Annotated in this window: 16 protein-coding genes; 7 read left to right on the top strand and 9 right to left on the bottom strand. The window is 54.2% G+C overall.

The annotated features are described in order from the left end of the window. Positions 1-99: 99 nt before the first annotated feature. The 8 genes from ACR0K1_RS23515 to ACR0K1_RS23480 form a co-directional block, all read right to left on the bottom strand. Positions 100-1,677, bottom strand: a complete 1,578-nt coding sequence (locus ACR0K1_RS23515; RefSeq protein WP_480616135.1) for a GMC family oxidoreductase — start codon at positions 1,675-1,677, stop codon at positions 100-102. Positions 1,678-1,688: 11 nt separating this feature from the next. After that, positions 1,689-2,282, bottom strand: coding sequence for a hypothetical protein (locus ACR0K1_RS23510; protein ID WP_480616137.1), 594 nt, complete (start codon positions 2,280-2,282; stop codon positions 1,689-1,691). 138 nt (positions 2,283-2,420) lie between these two features. After that, complete coding sequence (locus ACR0K1_RS23505) at positions 2,421-2,783, bottom strand: putative quinol monooxygenase (RefSeq protein ID WP_480852055.1); 363 nt, start codon at positions 2,781-2,783, stop codon at positions 2,421-2,423. Between the two features lie 53 nt (positions 2,784-2,836). After that, positions 2,837-3,547 carry a lipoyl protein ligase domain-containing protein gene (locus ACR0K1_RS23500; RefSeq protein ID WP_480852054.1) on the bottom strand — a complete coding sequence of 237 codons (711 nt, stop codon included), beginning with the start codon at positions 3,545-3,547 and terminating at the stop codon, positions 2,837-2,839. After that, a complete protein-coding gene (locus ACR0K1_RS23495; protein WP_480852053.1) occupies positions 3,544-4,224 on the bottom strand; it encodes a 2-oxo acid dehydrogenase subunit E2 in 681 nt (226 codons plus the stop codon). Before ACR0K1_RS23495 ends, ACR0K1_RS23500 begins: the two co-directional genes overlap by 4 nt. Beyond that, positions 4,221-4,454, bottom strand: a complete 234-nt coding sequence (locus ACR0K1_RS23490) for a biotin/lipoyl-containing protein (RefSeq protein WP_480616145.1) — start codon at positions 4,452-4,454, stop codon at positions 4,221-4,223. Before ACR0K1_RS23490 ends, ACR0K1_RS23495 begins: the two co-directional genes overlap by 4 nt. Positions 4,455-4,525: 71 nt before the next feature. Next, positions 4,526-5,545, bottom strand: a complete 1,020-nt coding sequence (locus ACR0K1_RS23485; protein WP_480616147.1) for an alpha-ketoacid dehydrogenase subunit beta — start codon at positions 5,543-5,545, stop codon at positions 4,526-4,528. 16 nt (positions 5,546-5,561) lie between these two features. Next, positions 5,562-6,548 (bottom strand): thiamine pyrophosphate-dependent dehydrogenase E1 component subunit alpha, encoded by a 987-nt coding sequence (locus tag ACR0K1_RS23480; RefSeq protein WP_480852052.1) that lies wholly within the window; start codon positions 6,546-6,548, stop codon positions 5,562-5,564. A 335-nt stretch (positions 6,549-6,883) separates the two neighbouring features. Here ACR0K1_RS23480 and ACR0K1_RS23475 point away from each other — a divergent pair, with 335 nt between their 5' ends. The 7 genes from ACR0K1_RS23475 (at position 6,884) to ACR0K1_RS23445 (ending at position 14,557) form a co-directional block, all read left to right on the top strand. Continuing rightward, complete coding sequence (locus ACR0K1_RS23475; protein WP_480852051.1) at positions 6,884-7,870, top strand: zinc-dependent alcohol dehydrogenase family protein; 987 nt, start codon at positions 6,884-6,886, stop codon at positions 7,868-7,870. Positions 7,871-8,132: 262 nt separating this feature from the next. Beyond that, positions 8,133-9,278 (top strand): adenylate/guanylate cyclase domain-containing protein, encoded by a 1,146-nt coding sequence (locus ACR0K1_RS23470; protein ID WP_480852050.1) that lies wholly within the window; start codon positions 8,133-8,135, stop codon positions 9,276-9,278. A 205-nt stretch (positions 9,279-9,483) separates the two neighbouring features. Beyond that, a complete protein-coding gene (locus ACR0K1_RS23465; protein WP_480852049.1) occupies positions 9,484-10,329 on the top strand; it encodes an enoyl-CoA hydratase/isomerase family protein in 846 nt (281 codons plus the stop codon). After that, positions 10,329-10,736, top strand: coding sequence for a nuclear transport factor 2 family protein (locus ACR0K1_RS23460; RefSeq protein WP_480616157.1), 408 nt, complete (start codon positions 10,329-10,331; stop codon positions 10,734-10,736). Before ACR0K1_RS23465 ends, ACR0K1_RS23460 begins: the two co-directional genes overlap by 1 nt. 201 nt (positions 10,737-10,937) lie before the next feature. Continuing rightward, positions 10,938-11,789, top strand: coding sequence for a 2OG-Fe(II) oxygenase family protein (locus ACR0K1_RS23455; protein ID WP_480852048.1), 852 nt, complete (start codon positions 10,938-10,940; stop codon positions 11,787-11,789). Between the two features lie 164 nt (positions 11,790-11,953). Beyond that, positions 11,954-12,562 (top strand): NAD(P)H-dependent oxidoreductase, encoded by a 609-nt coding sequence (locus ACR0K1_RS23450; protein ID WP_480616161.1) that lies wholly within the window; start codon positions 11,954-11,956, stop codon positions 12,560-12,562. A gap of 3 nt (positions 12,563-12,565) precedes the next feature. Further along, positions 12,566-14,557, top strand: coding sequence for a cation:proton antiporter domain-containing protein (locus ACR0K1_RS23445; protein ID WP_480616163.1), 1,992 nt, complete (start codon positions 12,566-12,568; stop codon positions 14,555-14,557). A gap of 18 nt (positions 14,558-14,575) precedes the next feature. Here ACR0K1_RS23445 and ACR0K1_RS23440 read toward each other — a convergent pair whose 3' ends face one another. Next, complete coding sequence (locus tag ACR0K1_RS23440; protein ID WP_480852078.1) at positions 14,576-14,860, bottom strand: PfkB family carbohydrate kinase; 285 nt, start codon at positions 14,858-14,860, stop codon at positions 14,576-14,578. Positions 14,861-14,999 lie beyond the last annotated feature (139 nt).

The raw sequence follows: 14,999 nt of genomic DNA, 5'->3' as shown, positions 1-14,999 counted from the left end.
TAGTTATTCGGCGTTCGCACGCGATGGTTCGCACTCGTTCCTCCTCCAATGCAGCCAGGCACAAAGGCCTGACCGCACCAGGGAGAGATGCATGCGATTTCAGATGTTTTGGGCGTTCATCTCTTGCGCGATGTATTCCGCCTGTCGGATCGCCAAAGCGACAATCGTTAGCGTCGGATTGCAGGCGCCCGATGATGTGAACTGACTACCATCCGACACAAAAAGATTTGAGATGTCGTGCGATTGGCCATAGGCATTGACCACACCTTTCGCCGGATCGGCATGCATCCGGTTGGTACCCATGTTGTGAGACGCGGGATAGGCAGGCAGTTCGTAGATATCGGTTGCCCCGACCGACTCATAAATCTGAGCTGTCGACTCGTACATGTAGTTGGTCATGTTGACGTCGTTGATATGCGGGGTCTTCGACACGATTGGCACAGGCAAACCATACTGGTCTACTTCGCTATCATGCAGAGCCACCCCATTCTGCTCTTGCGCCAGGTCTTCACCCAGCACCCAGACACCAGACATATGATCATACTTCTCAAGTGCACTGGAAACGCTGCGTCCCCAGCCCGTGTTGCCTGGTTCCAAAAATGCAGCCATGAACGGCAGGCCAAGTGACAGGAACTCCAAGTAAAAACCACCAGAGAAACCGCGCGAGGGGTCGTGTTTGACGTCATCTCCGACAATGCCTGCCACCGAGGTGCCGCGGAACATGTGGACTGGCTCGGGCATGGCTGCGTAAAGGCCGCCCGTGGTATGCACCATGTAGTTCTTGCCAACCTGTCCTGATGAATTTGCGAGACCGTCGGGGAACATTGTAGAAGCGGAATTGAGCAGCAGGCGTGGGCTCTCGATTGAGTTCCCGGCAACGCAAACAATGCGTGCATTCTGCAGGTGTTGGTTACCTTCCGCGTCCGCATAAAGGACGCCGGTCACCTTCCCAGTTTCATCATGCTCAATCTTCAGCACCATGGCATCCGTGCGGACTTCACAGAATTCGGTGTCCTCAGCTCTGGGAAGTTCTGCAACCATCGTCGACCATTTGGCACCGATTGCACAGCCCTGCATACAGAACCCGATCTGCATGCAGGCCGGACGTTCATCGCGATCAATGGAGTTTATAGCCATCGGACCAGACGCGTAATCCGTGCGACCAGTGCGACGACATCCTTCTGCGAGGACGCGGAAGCCGTTGTTCCAAGGCAGGTGTGGCATGCCCGTGGTCTTGCCGGTCACACCCATTTTGAGCTCAGCCTTTTCGTACCAGGGCGTCATCTCTTCCAGTGAAAAGGGCCAATCTTCGATATTCGCGTCTGCAATTTCGCCATAGGTTGAGCGGGTCTTGAACTCAAAGTCCTTAAATCGCAGAGCGACACCCGCCCAGTGCACGGTCGATCCCCCGTAGCCCTTGACGATCCAAGCCGGCAAGTTTGGGTGGTTGACGGAACCATGCCAACCGCCGCCTGAGTATCTTTTGTCCAGCCACGACAATTTCTGGAACTGGGTCCATTCATCGTTTTCCATGTCGGTACTGTCGAACCGGGGCCCAGCCTCCAGCACGACGGATTTGATCCCTTTTTGCGCCAGTTCATACGCAAGGGTTCCACCTCCGGCACCTGAACCGATGATGACAACAACGCTGTCGTCGTCTTTTTCAAACGTAGCCATGATCGCCTCCCTTAGCCCTGAACTTGCGCCAACCGCTCTTCCAGGGTCGGGCCCGGAGGAACGAAGGTGATGTCTGAAAATCCACGGTCGATGTAGCCGCCGTGCTCAACGGAAGAGCCTTGGTATCCAAACAGCGGCCACACATCTTTGTTGTTGTAGATGGCGAAATAGGCGGTCCAGCGTACGCCTTGGAAGAAGCCTTCGTTTTGGAATTTTCGAAGGAGGCCTTCGCGTGCGTCTGGATCGTCAATTTCAACGTATGGCACCCCAAACAGGGCTTCTGCCTGCTCGTTGATCCGCTTCAGCCCATCCCGCAAGCCGTCCGCAGTGTCCGCAGCCCCCTCGGCATTTGTGGTGACCGTGTCTGCAATCGTCTGATAGTGGCTGATTTCCAGAAGGTCCGGGTGGGGATATATGTCCTGAGTCATTTGCAGAAGCGTCGCGCTTTCCGCCTCATCAAAGACGGCGGCGAAAGCAGGGCTCGCACTGCCAAGCATCGCGCTTGTCGTGACGCCAGCCATCGCAGTCGTCATTAGAAACATGCGGCGACTGACACCTGATGTGTCCAAACCCCGCCGCTTTTGACGATGGAAACGTATGTTCATTTTCTCCTCCAGATTTTAGCTGTCTTGTTGGCTGGGCGTGTTGGATCGCCCATTGAATCCCTGGGCAGCGGCGCGCACGAGGTCCCGTCGAGAAACCGTGGGGAAACTCTTGCGTCGGTCGCTGGCGAATTGCGTGGATCAGAAGCGGTGAAATCCGCCTTTCTGCGAGACGTATAGGGGCGCGATACCCTCCAGGATGCCGCGGATGTATGCAGTCGCATTTTCCGATACGATGGCTTCGCACCCGTCGATCAGATCGAAGAACCGGCCAGCGTAGTTTTCGGCAAACCCTTTCACATGCAGGTCGCCATTCTCAGCGTCCGCATATCTTTCAATGATGTGCCAGGTGTTGCCGTCGTCAGTTCGATACCATTCGTAAACCAGTGTGCCCGGCTCGTTTTGAGTTCTCGCGACGAGCTCAGTCATGAGGTCTTCGAACTTATCGCCGTTTTCTGAGGGCACACCAACTTTTAGGTAAATGTGGATCGTTTCGTTGGACATGGTTTCCTCCCTTTACTTAAAAGCCGCTCTCCTCTTGCGGCTCATGTCTTTGCTCATGCCGCGACAGAGGTCTGTGCTTCGAAGTGAACGGATCGCAGAGCTGAAACTGAAGCTGCGTGCAGGTCTTGAACGAGGGTGCGAGGAGCCCGCATGGCCTTGTCCGTGGCAAGCTCCAAACTCGTGTGAGCGGCACAAGAGACCGCACCTAATCCGAGGTCGGCATTAAAGGCGTCTACTGCCCGTGCGCCGGGTTCAACTGGGCCTTGTGTCAGGATCAGGGCATGCGCCAAAACCCGGGTGTTGGTTTCACCAAGCGGCTTCCAGCGCTGTGCTGTGCCTACGACCTTCTTGCCCCCAAGAGAGAGATTCCAGTCGCCGTCGCAGAAACTGGTCGGCGTTGGACCTGTTGCCAGCCGGTTTCCTGTGGAACCAAGCCCGTCTCGGATGATGCCGGTAATTAGCCTATAGCCATCATTGATCGTGAAGCCGCGCGGCGCGTTAAAAGTGATCGCCAGATTGACAATCCCCGACCCTTGCGGAACAGCACCGCCCCCGGTTGGCCGAGTAAAGATAGGCCAACCTCGCTTCAGCGAATGCGCTGCAGCTTCTTTGAAACCAGGGCTTTTGCGATACGAAGCCGGACAGACCAGTGCTTCGTTTTCGCTGGCCCAGAGGCCCACGGCAGATTCCCGTGCGGAAAAAAGCTTGGCTTCAAAAACCAAACCCTCTTCCGGGCTGGAAAACTGACGTAGAAGGCCGGTCATTTGCCCATTCCTTCAATTTCTTCGCTTATCGAAGTCAGGAGGTCGCCCGCCGGGGCTCCGTCGAGGGCACGATGGTCAAAAGTTAATGACAGGCCCACATGCGGACGCAGTTCAATGCCGCCATCTTCACCTCTAACTGCCCTGTCAATAAGGCGCCCAATACCCAGAATGCAGATTTGCGGGGCATTGATGATTGGTGTGAAGTGCTCGACCCTGGTCAATCCAAGATTACTTACAGTGAACGTGCCGCCAGTCATTTCTGTTACGCTGAGCTTGTTGGTCTTTGCCCGAGCGGCAAGGTCTTGTCGCGCCGCCCTCAGTTCAGAAACATCCATCTCACCCGCACCGAAGATCGCTGGTGCGACCAACAAGTTGCCTGGCAAGGCAATCGCAACCGACAGATCGATTGCGCTAAAAAGTTTGACTTCTTTTCCTTCCACTCTGCCATTGGCGTCTGGGTTCTTTTTCAAAGCGCGGATGACCGCTGACATCAAAAGATCCTCAACCGAAGCCTTGATTCCTGCCTCGGCCAACCGGGCCTTTTCCGCCAAAAGAGCCGTCGCGTCGGCGCTACCCTGATGCGTTAGCTGAGCGGCTGTCTGCAGGCTTTTCACCATCGCGTCAGCGATCATCCCGCGCACACCCTTGAGCGGGACAGTTTTCACTTCACCGCTCATTCTATCGATCCGATCACGGCGCCTTTGGCGACGACAGCATCGGCCTCTTCTTTGATGCTTATAGTCCCCGATGCTGGGGCAAGGATTTCATACTGAACCTTGGCCGTCATAATTTCGGCGATCAGGGCGCCTTCTTCGACGGTAGATCCATCATCAACCAGCCAGCTTGTGATGACGGTTTCCTCGTCCTCTTCCCAAAGGTCCGAAGGGATAACGATATCAGTTGCCATTTAGGCACTCCTTCCTTGTTCGGGGCCGCAATGTGCTGCCCCGTGCTTGTTGGTTTCCACTGGTGTTTAGATCAGGCGGCTTTCATGTCGTTCCAGGCTGCGACGATCTTGTCCGGGTTCGGCAAGCAGTGTTGCTCCATGACGCGTGAGAACGGGATCGGCACATCCGGGAACGCGATCCGCTTTGGCGCAGCTTTCAGCACCGAGATGTCATGCTCTGTAACTGTCGCGATGATTTCACCGGAGACACCATAACTCATGTAGTCTTCGTCAACGACGATCAGTCGGCCGGTCTTGGCCACCGAGGCGCGGATCGTTTCTCGGTCCAGCGGCACGAGGCTGACGAGGTCGACAACTTCGGCACTAACGCCTTGCGCTTCCAGCTTGGCAGCCGCCTTCAATGCGTTGTGAACGCCCATGCCAAGGCTAACAATGGTGACATCTGAACCTTCGCGAACCACTTTGGCCTTGCCGATTTCCACGGTGTAACTTTCCTCGGGAACATGAACCGTTGCTCCGGCCTCGGTACCTAACCACCCCATCCCTTGAAGGCTTTTGTGGTACATGTAGACCACGGGGCTATCGTCACGCATTGCTGCCGTCATCAACCCTTTGGCGTCGTAAGCGTTGGAAGGAGCCACGACTTTCATACCCGGTAAATGGGCAAATGTGCCGTAGACACATTGCGAGTGCTGACCAGCGTCCGAGTAGCCGCCTCCGGTCGAAGTCATCAGCACCATCGGTACTTTGAAATTGCCACCCGAGAAGTAGATGTTCTTGGCCATTAGATTGTAGATCGCATCGAAGCAAACGCCGAAGAAGTCCACGAACATCAATTCTACGACCGGCCGCATACCATCCTGGGCTGCACCAACTGCGGCACCAATAAACGCTGTTTCCGAGATCGGAGTGTCGCGAACCCGTTCGGCGCCAAACTCGTCCAAGAGGCCGCGCGTATTGCCGTAAACTCCGCCCAGTGCACCGATATCTTCACCCATTACGAATACGGAAGGGTCAATCTGCATTTCCTGCTGCATCGCTTCGGCCATAGCTCGGGCGATAGTCAGCTTTCTTTCGTTTGGTTTGTTCATTTTTCCTCCCTCCAGCTCAGGCAAAGATTGCTGTCAGTGCATCTTCAGGTTCTGGCTCTTCGCTTTCCCGGGCGAATTTGATTGCAGCCTCGACGCGTGCCGCGCTTTCGGCTTCGATTGCGTCGAGCTCAGCTTCGGTGGCTATGCCATCGGCAAGCATTTTGGTCCGCATCTTCGGGATTGGATCCTTCTCGAAAAGCGCGTCCTTTTCGCCTTCTGGCCGATAGCCTTCCGCATCTCCCATGAAATGCCCTGCCAGGCGATATGTCTCGATTTCCAGAAGGGTCGGACCTTCGCCAGCGCGTGCGCGCGTTATGGCTTCTCCGGCTGCGTCATAGATCGCGAAAGGATCATTACCTTCGATGCGTTTCCCGGGGATGCCGTAAGCCGCAGCGCGATCCGCATTGTTCGTAACGGCTGTTGAGGCTTCTTTGGAAACGGAGATGCCCCATGCATTGTCCTCGATCACGCAGACAAAGGGCAAGTTCCAAACGGCGGCCAAATTCATGGCTTCATGCCAACCGCCCTGGTTAACTGCGCCTTCGCCAACAAACGCGACCGCTACTCCGGGTTTGTTTTGCATCTTGCGGGAAAGTGCCGCGCCTACGGCTGGCCCCATGCCTTGGGCGATGATCCCCGAGCAGGCAAAATTCACGTCAGCATCAAAGATATGCATGTGACCACCGCGCCCACCGGACAGGCCTGTCTTTTTCCCAAAGATTTCTGCTGCCATTTTGTCCAGATCGACACCCTTGGCGATCGCTTGATGGTGTGGGCGATGCGTTGCTGTTACGACGTCATCAGGGTTGAGGTGCGCACATACGCCGACGGCGACCGGCTCCTGACCGTCGCTGAGATGCATTTCCCCAGGGATCGGTCCGTTAGCCATATTAAAAACGGGCGTTTTGCCCTCGAAATAGATGCCCGCAATAGTTTCTTCGAACCGGCGGCTCGTGACCATATTGCGATACATCCAATGCTGTTCTTCGCGAGTTGGTGTCATGCGCTCCTCCCAAGCATGCGATCATGATGTCGCTCATGTTTCGTTGGGAAGGCTGGCGAGAAGCGCTGAATTCGGCAAGGAACTCGTTGGTCCTGCATCTCGCCAATTGCTTAACTGTATCACCGCGAGACAGTTTGAGACAGTTTGAGACAGTTTGAGACAACGGCACCCCAAACTTTCACCACCACCGCCTGTGGGTACGTACCAAAACCGATATTGGAGATTCACCCAAATTATTCTCAGAATCGGAAAACTGAACTCCGATTTAGATCAATTTATCCGGCTGGGTGTTCAATCTACGTATGAACCGTCAAACATCCATCCGGAGATGCCCAATGAAAGCAATGACCCTTATTGAGTACGGCGAGAACGCAAAGTTCGAACTCGCTGAGATTGATACGCCCACTGCCGACCCCGGCTATGTTGTCGTGCGCGTTGCAGCCACCAGCGTGAACACAGTGGATACTATGATCCGCGCGATGGGCACGGATCTCCCTCTCTCGCCCGAACTACCCGCTGTTCTGGGTATGGACTTTGCTGGAACTGTCGAGGCCGTTGGGGACGGCGTGATAGGCTTCAAGGTAGGCGACGAGGTTTACGGATGTGCTGGCGGTCTACTGAAGCTACAGGGCGCACTGGCTGAATACATGGTCGCTGATGCGCGTCTTATTGCACACAAACCCAAGTCCCTTTCGATGCGAGAAGCTGCTGCGATCCCGTTGGTCGGCATTACTGCCTATGAGGGGCTGACCCGCGCAGGTACTCAAGCAGGTCAGAAGGTTCTGGTGCAAGGTGGTGCCGGTGGAGTCGGCCACTTAGCCGTGCAACTTGCCAGGCATATTGGTGCAGACGTCTTCGCAACCGGAACCGGTGCGTCGCAACTTGAAATGATCGAGAGCTACGGTGCGACGGCAATCGATTTCATGAAGGAGAAGGTCGCAGACTATGTCGAGGAACACACTGCTGGTGCAGGTTTCGAGACCATCTTTGACTCGGTCGGCGGCCCAAACATGACCAACTCCTTCGAGGCGGCAGCGCTGAACGGCAACATCGCCTCAACCGTTGCTTTGGTCGAACTGGACCTTACTCCTGCACATTTCAAAGGTTTGTCTCTGCACATCATCTTCATGCTGATCCCGATGATCCACGACCATAAACGCGAAGAGCATGGCGTGATCCTTGCCAAGCTGGCCGAGATCGTAGACGCAGGCGCGTTGAAGCCACTGCTTGATGACCAGCGTTTCGGGTTTGAACAAGTTGGTGATGCTTATGATCGACTGACCAGTGGTCAAGCCATCGGCAAGGTCGTTGTCGAACTCTGAGGCACTTCACCAAAACCAAACTCTCGGGCAGCGCGCATTCCATATGCGCCGCTGCCCTCTTTTCTTTCCTCGAACTCAGTTTGAGAACTAAAGGAACTAAATTACGATGCATTCGGCGACCCGACAAAATTCTGACGCTCGGTCCAACGAACTGGATCCTGCACCGAGGACATATGCTTCTGGTGTTAGTCTGCTAAGGCGTAGCCGGTTCGACCTGGACCTGAATCAACAATGCGCTCCGGACGATGTCAGGGATTGGCTGTTGAACACAGCAGTTCTGACTAAAGACACCATCGATCTTACAAAAGAGTTTGCGGAAAGGTTGGTGCAAGCTGGGTTGGGGGTTGGTCGTCTGAGTCTCAATGTTGGAACGCTGCATCCGCAAGCCTTTGGATATGCGTGGAACTGGAGCACAACCGACGGGTTTTGCGATGAGATTCAAATTGGCGAGGACACCCTTTATTCTGATGGCTACAGAAAAAACCCTCTTTTCAACGTGATGGAGTACGGCCGAACGGTTCGGGTGACTCTTGAAAACGACGAAGGCGAAGCGGCAAGCCCTCTCATGAAGAGTCTTGGTAAGGAGGGTTTCTCCGAATATGTGGCGCTTCCGATGTCTGCGAGTTGCGGCAGATTTAACGCGATCACGCTGGCCACGCGACAGCAAGGCGGATTCAAGACGGACCAACTGGAAAGTTTGATCCTCTTGATCAAGCTGTTCGGTTTGCATGTGGATCGACACGTCGCAGAGCGGATTACGAAGAACATCTCCTATACCTATCTTGGATGGGAAGCAGGCGACCGCGTTGCAAGCGGGACGATCCGGCGGGGAACGGGCGTTCCGATCAGGGCAGTTGTATGGAGCTCTGATATGCGTGGTTTTACTACGCTTTCGGAAAACATGGACAACCAATCCGTCGCAACGGTGCTCGATCATTACTTCACAGCCATGGCAGACGCAGTAAATCAGCATGGCGGCGACGTCTTGAAATTTATTGGTGACGGTATGCTCGCCGTGTTTCCAATTGCTTCTTTTGAAACGTCTCAAAGCGCCGCTCAAGCGGCTGTTGAAGCCGCGCGACAAGCGCTATCTGAGCTGGATTTACTGAACGAGCGCATGCGTAGTGAAACGGCTTGGACTCCACTACATGCGGGCATTGGTTTGCACTTGGGTGAAATCTTCTTTGGAAACATCGGTGCGGCGCAGCGCTTGGATTTTACCGTCATTGGCGATGCCGTAAATCTGGCAAGCCGTATCGAGGGCTGCTGTAAACACCTGAAACGAGACCTGCTTTTCTCTTCAGACGTCGCATGCCTTCTTGATGACAAGGTCGAGTCTCTGGGCACACGATATCTCAAAGGATTCAACAAATCAAAGCAACTGTTTTCATTGCGTTCAATGGTTTGAAGGTTGGTAATGACCGTATTTTCCGGATTATTATATAAATATTTTAAATACTGAAATCTGATTATGCCCATTTATTAAAGTTTTCCAGTCAATAGATTGCGGTTCGGGCAGGGTGTTTTTCAAGAACCGCTTCGCCCTTAGGGAAACGCCAACCTCCAAAACCGTTCTTGTCCGAACGGTTCGAAACAGGAAATGAGGAACCAAAATGAAGTATGAGAACTTCAGCACGTTTAACGTGAAGGTTGAGAACGCAATCGCTACCGTCACGTTTGATTTCGGATCCGTCAACGTTCAGGGTCAGGAAATGCTGGCTGATCTGAACAGCCTCGCGATGCGGCTGGAGAGGGATCGCAGCGTAAAAGTTGTGGTCTTTGAATCTGCCAATCCGGAAATCTGGGTCTGTCACTATGACACTGAACTGTTGAAAGACATGTCGACCGAGGCTGTGTCGCGCGATGAAGCCAAGCTGCTGGACTTGCAAGCCGTCTGCGAAAGGATCAGCCGTGTACCACAGGCGACCATCGCTAAACTGGAAGGCTTCGCCCGTGGTGGCGGTCACGAGTTGGCCCTGGCGCTGGACATGCGATTTGCAGCACGCGGTAAGTTCAAGTTTATGCAGATGGAAGTCGGCATGGGTATCCTGCCTTGCGGCGGCGGTGCATCACGCATGGCCCGTCAAACGGGTCTGGGTCGCGCACTGGAAATCATCCTCAGCGCGCAGGACTATGATGCGGATGACGCGGAACGGTTCGGCACCATCAACAAGGCGCTGGAACCAGACGAGATCGGACCATTTGTCGACGCGCTGGCCAAACGCATCGCACAGTTCCCGGCGGAGTCGATCAATGCCTGCAAACAAATGGTCTACGAGTCCATCGATAAGCCGATTGATGAAGCTCTGAAAGCTGAAGCCTATTGGCTGTATCAGGCAACCAGCAAAACCCCTGCGGTCAAACGCTTTGCTATCGCAGATGAGCAGGGACTCGAGCATGACATCGAAAACCAGCGCAACTGGAGCGAACTGGTGATGAAGGTTCAGGACATCAACTGATGTCTGCCACCCAGAACAAGGAAACCGTTCAAAGCTTTTTTGAGCGGTTTTCTGAAACCGATGTTGAGGGGGCACTGGCCTTGCTGGACGCGGACGTCGTTTGGCAAGCGATGGGCCTCAAAAGCAACCCACCTGTGGATACACGGATGGATCGACAAGGAATAGCGGAGCTTATCAAAAAGATGCGTGAAAGAATGCCTGATGGCCTTCAGCTTGCGCCGACAGGCTGGACTGCAGAAGGTGATCGGGTCGCGATGGAAATGGAGTCCTACGGGACCAAAGTGAACGGAACTGTCTACAACAACTTCTACCATTTCTTGGTGACGTTGAAGGACGGCAAGATCACTGCAATCCGCGAATACATGGACACGCTGCATCTCAAGCAGGTCCTAATTGACGACGTCTGACCAAAATCTGCGCAGCTGACTGGCGATTTCCAAGTCCAGACGTTGTTAGGCGGCGGACCCGGTGCCCGCGATTTTAGACAACTTCACTTGCTGCTGCGGCGCTATAGGCGGCGCGGCCTCCCACAAACGGAGACTAATGTAATCATGTCAGTCACTTCACTGGAACGGGCTCGTACAATCGAGCGACCTACACGAGACGAGATGTTGCAACGCGCACCTTCTGTTCAACAATTCTGGACCAAGAACCGGGACTTGTTCAAAGACGCCTGGACTGATTGGGAAAGTTTAGAGGGACGAGAACACGTGCTCGACTCGTCCCTTTTTCATCCACAACTGCGATCGGCTGTCGAGCAAGCATGGGATGACCCAACCAAAGAGGCAGCGGTTCGAGAACTTTGGAATGAAGTATTTCCTGGTGTTTACGCGACACAGTTCTTCGACCCGCAACGGCTCGCCGCTCTCAGGGATTACCTGGACGAGGTATCCAGCGCGGAAATTCCACTACGTCCTCCCTATGGGATCGTGCTGAACCGGGGCGGCGCGCTGCTTGATCCGCGTTCGGAAGGGTATCTTGCGGCCCCAAGTTTCCAAGCTTTTTATAAAGGGCTGATGGACAGCTATATGAGGCCGGTTTCTCGTCTGCTGTTCCCCGATGTTGTCGGCTATGACACACAAACCTTTGGGTTCTCGATCCGCTGGCAAGAAAACAAAGATACCTCGTTGCGCCCGCATACCGACGCGTCCGCTGTGACGCTCAACATCAATCTGAACCTGCCGGGCGAGTATTTTTCAGGTTCTGCTGTCAGCTTTTTTGACAATGAAACGCGTCAGGTCAGCAAGCTTACATTCGAGCCTGGCACTGCTTTGATACACCATGGCAGTGTGCCCCATGCGTCCGAGCCGATCACCAGCGGCGAGCGCTACAACTTTGTGCTCTGGCTCTACGGTGAAAACGGTCAGATCCCACCTCAAGGGGCGGAGCACAAGGAAATAGACGCGCGTCAGCGTTGGACTGTGCCAGCGGCCTCGTCTGACAATTTTGCACCGTTTTAGCAGAGTCGTTGAATCAGCTTCATCGGTGCAAAACAAACCTCGTCAGTCTGCACAGCGTTACCAGGTTACAAAATTGTGCCTGGTTGCGGTGCAGCTGACGAGCCGCGACAACCAGGATTGACTCCGTATGATCCACCGAAGTCACAACCGAAGTGAGGGCTAAAATGTCCAGAGTGATCGTGTATTTCGCCCATCCCGGTCAGCGCCATAGCCGAGCAAATACGGTCATGGCAAAAGCGGCCAAGGATGTTGAGGGTTTAACCTTCGTCGATCTTTACGCCGAATACCCCCGCCACGACATAAATGTCGAACAGGAACAGCGTCGCATGCTCGATCACGACGTGATCGTGTTTCAGTTTCCGCTGTATTGGTACTCGACGCCGAGCCTTCTGAAAGAGTGGCAGGACCTCGTTCTGCAACATGGGTTTGCATATGGTCACGGCGGGAACAAGCTGACAGGCAAGTCGATGGTGCTTGCAATCACCACTGGCGGGTCTGAAGAGGCTTATACCGCCGCAGGGTATCAAAACTTTCCACTACGCTCCTTTCTTTATCCGCTTGAGCAAACCGCACGCCTCTGCCGGATGACTTTCGTGACGCCATATGTGCTGTACTCCGCTCTGCAGGCGGATGAGGAAGGTGCCATCGCAAAACACACAAACGGCTACACGAAACTGTTGAACGCGCTTCAGGACGAGACCTTTGATTTCGGAAAGGCTGAGCAACAAGACATCATGACATTTTCCGATCTGCCCATCCGAGAAAAGGCCTGACCCATGAACGATTTTTTGCTCCTCGCGTTCGTCTTTCTGACAGCTGGTGTTGTCGCGGTCCCCATTGCTACACGTTTGGGTCTGGGGTCAGTCTTGGGTTACCTGATCGCTGGCATTGCGATCAGCCCTGTGCTGGTGGCACTCGGCGTAGATGTAATCTCGATCCAGCATTTCGCTGAATTCGGCGTCGTGATGATGCTGTTCCTTGTCGGGTTGGAGCTTGAGCCCAGAATGCTCTGGGCCATGCGATCCAAGCTGCTTGGTTTAGGCGGACTTCAGGTTGCTGCGACAACCGGTCTTGTGATGGTCGTCGCGCTTTTCTTTGGGCAGCCCTGGACGGTTTCTCTTGCTATCGGCATGGTCCTCGCTTTGTCCTCGACGGCGATTGTCTTGCAGACCCTAAACGAAAAAGGGTTGATGAAAACGGAGGGAGGTCAGTCAAGCTTCTCCGTCTTGCTTTTTCAGGATATCGCAGTCATTCCGATGTTGGCATTTATCCCTCTTCTCGCATTACCGGAACTCTCAGATATTTCGCTCGGTGTCGTCTCCAACACAGGTCACGGGGCTGAAGTGGCTCATACTGTAGACTCGCACGCATCCGATGGGCACGGAAGCGATGGTCACGCAAGCCTCAGCCTCGTGGACGGTCTGGCCGGTTGGCAAGTTGCATCCGTAACGATCGGAGCAGTCGCCGCCATCGTTCTCGGTGGCACATTCCTGACCCGTCCGATCTTTCGCTTCATCGCGATGGCTGGCCTGCGTGAACTATTTGTGGCAACCGCTCTTCTCTTCGTTATCGGAATTGCGCTTTTGATGATCGTCGTCGGCTTGTCCCCAGCGCTTGGGACCTTCTTAGCCGGTGTGGTTCTTGCGAACAGCGAATACAGGCACGAGTTGGAATCGAACATAGATCCATTCAGAGGGCTTCTTCTGGGGTTGTTCTTTATTACCGTCGGTGCAGGAATTGATTTTGCGCTGCTTGGCGAGAACTTCGTGCCCATCTTGGCACTGACGCTTGGCGTGATCCTTTTGAAAGCCAGTGTTCTGTTTGCTTTGGCTTACATCTTCCGGATTAAAGGAAACGACAAGTGGCTCTTTGGATTGGGGCTTGCTCAAGCTGGGGAATTCGGGTTCGTTTTGCTGTCCTTCACCGTCGCAAGCCACGTCATCCCGAAACCAATCGCTGATCAACTGCTGTTGGTTGTCGCGCTGTCCATGCTGCTTACTCCGGCCTTGTTCATCATCTACGAAAAACTCGTTCTGCCCCGTTCTGCCCAGGAACAGGAACGAGAAACAGACGCAATTGATGAGGACGGGGACGTGATTATTGTGGGTCACGGGCGTTTTGGTGGTGTCGTCAACCGAATGCTGCGCGCGGCGGGGTATACCACAACCGTTCTCGACTACAGCGCGTCACATCTCGAACTGCTCCGTTCGTTTGGTTTCAAAGTGTTTTTCGGAGATGCTACCAGGCCAGACCTGTTGCATGCGGCAGGAATATCTAAAGCACGGTTGCTGGTGGTCGCGATTGACGGGAAAGAGCAGATCAATTCTTTGGTACACCACGTGCGCCATAGCTACCCGAATGTAAAAATCATCGCGCGGGCGATAGACCGTCAGCATGTCTACGACCTCTATGCGGCCGGCGTGCAAGAAATCATTCGCGAGACGTTTGACTCCTCGGTGCGAACCGGGCGGTCGGCGTTTGAAATCTTGGGCATGCACCCTTTTGAAGCCGAACTGCTCGCGCGGCAATTTTCAGAGGATGACCGGCACATTCTTCAGGAAATGGCTGAAGTCTATGATCCCAATATCCCGTTGCAGGAAAACGCTGCCTACATCGAGAAATCACGGGCGCTGATGGAGGAACGCGATGCGCAGATTTTCGGTAAAGGCGATGCATACGGTGATCGAACAGATTCCGGTTGGTTGCCGCCGTCCGGGAAGGATGTCGAGGCAGTTAAGGCAAATCACGTGAAAACCAAGAAGGCTTAACATCAATAAGAGTATAGTTCAGAACGGAAACCAGCGAGTCTCAGTCAGAAAGCGGATCAGGTTTCTGCGTGTGTCGGGCGGTAGAATCGCCGGGAAAATACCCGACAAATACAACAGATCAAACCCTGCTAGTGCACCCATTGGAACGAAACACGGGGACTGGAAAAGTGTGCGAGCAGCGGAGTGTGAGTACCAGTAAGTAAAGCTGCGCTCTCCGTTTTCGCCCGTATCTGTGGCGTAAAGTCCCGGGCTTTCCCCGTCGCAAATTTCAATGTGCGACGCGTCAATTCCGTATGCATCAATCGACTTTAAAATGATCTACAAGTAAGGATCCGAACCCAGAGCTGAGCATTAGGGTCAGGATGCATTGATTTCGGCTGCGCTGCGTGATTCACGAGTTGGAAAACGGAGCGGTGACATGAGCGACCTTTTCTGGCTGAAC

It is taken from the genome of Ruegeria sp. F5 (assembly GCF_056533845.1).
The sequence above is the reverse complement of the archived record's forward strand: the minus strand, read 5'-3'. Positions and strand labels throughout refer to the sequence as shown.

Bases quoted from the DNA above. Each gene is read 5' to 3' on its own strand.
- ACR0K1_RS23515 (WP_480616135.1), bottom strand. From the start codon at position 1,677: ATGGCTACGTTTGAAAAAGACGACGACAGCGTTGTTGTCATCATCGGT.
- ACR0K1_RS23510 (WP_480616137.1), bottom strand. From the start codon at position 2,282: ATGAACATACGTTTCCATCGTCAAAAGCGGCGGGGTTTGGACACATCA.
- ACR0K1_RS23505 (WP_480852055.1), bottom strand. From the start codon at position 2,783: ATGTCCAACGAAACGATCCACATTTACCTAAAAGTTGGTGTGCCCTCA.
- ACR0K1_RS23500 (WP_480852054.1), bottom strand. From the start codon at position 3,547: ATGACCGGCCTTCTACGTCAGTTTTCCAGCCCGGAAGAGGGTTTGGTT.
- ACR0K1_RS23495 (WP_480852053.1), bottom strand. From the start codon at position 4,224: ATGAGCGGTGAAGTGAAAACTGTCCCGCTCAAGGGTGTGCGCGGGATG.
- ACR0K1_RS23490 (WP_480616145.1), bottom strand. From the start codon at position 4,454: ATGGCAACTGATATCGTTATCCCTTCGGACCTTTGGGAAGAGGACGAG.
- ACR0K1_RS23485 (WP_480616147.1), bottom strand. From the start codon at position 5,545: ATGAACAAACCAAACGAAAGAAAGCTGACTATCGCCCGAGCTATGGCC.
- ACR0K1_RS23480 (WP_480852052.1), bottom strand. From the start codon at position 6,548: ATGACACCAACTCGCGAAGAACAGCATTGGATGTATCGCAATATGGTC.
- ACR0K1_RS23475 (WP_480852051.1), top strand. From the start codon at position 6,884: ATGAAAGCAATGACCCTTATTGAGTACGGCGAGAACGCAAAGTTCGAA.
- ACR0K1_RS23465 (WP_480852049.1), top strand. From the start codon at position 9,484: ATGAAGTATGAGAACTTCAGCACGTTTAACGTGAAGGTTGAGAACGCA.
- ACR0K1_RS23460 (WP_480616157.1), top strand. From the start codon at position 10,329: ATGTCTGCCACCCAGAACAAGGAAACCGTTCAAAGCTTTTTTGAGCGG.
- ACR0K1_RS23455 (WP_480852048.1), top strand. From the start codon at position 10,938: ATGTTGCAACGCGCACCTTCTGTTCAACAATTCTGGACCAAGAACCGG.
- ACR0K1_RS23450 (WP_480616161.1), top strand. From the start codon at position 11,954: ATGTCCAGAGTGATCGTGTATTTCGCCCATCCCGGTCAGCGCCATAGC.
- ACR0K1_RS23445 (WP_480616163.1), top strand. From the start codon at position 12,566: ATGAACGATTTTTTGCTCCTCGCGTTCGTCTTTCTGACAGCTGGTGTT.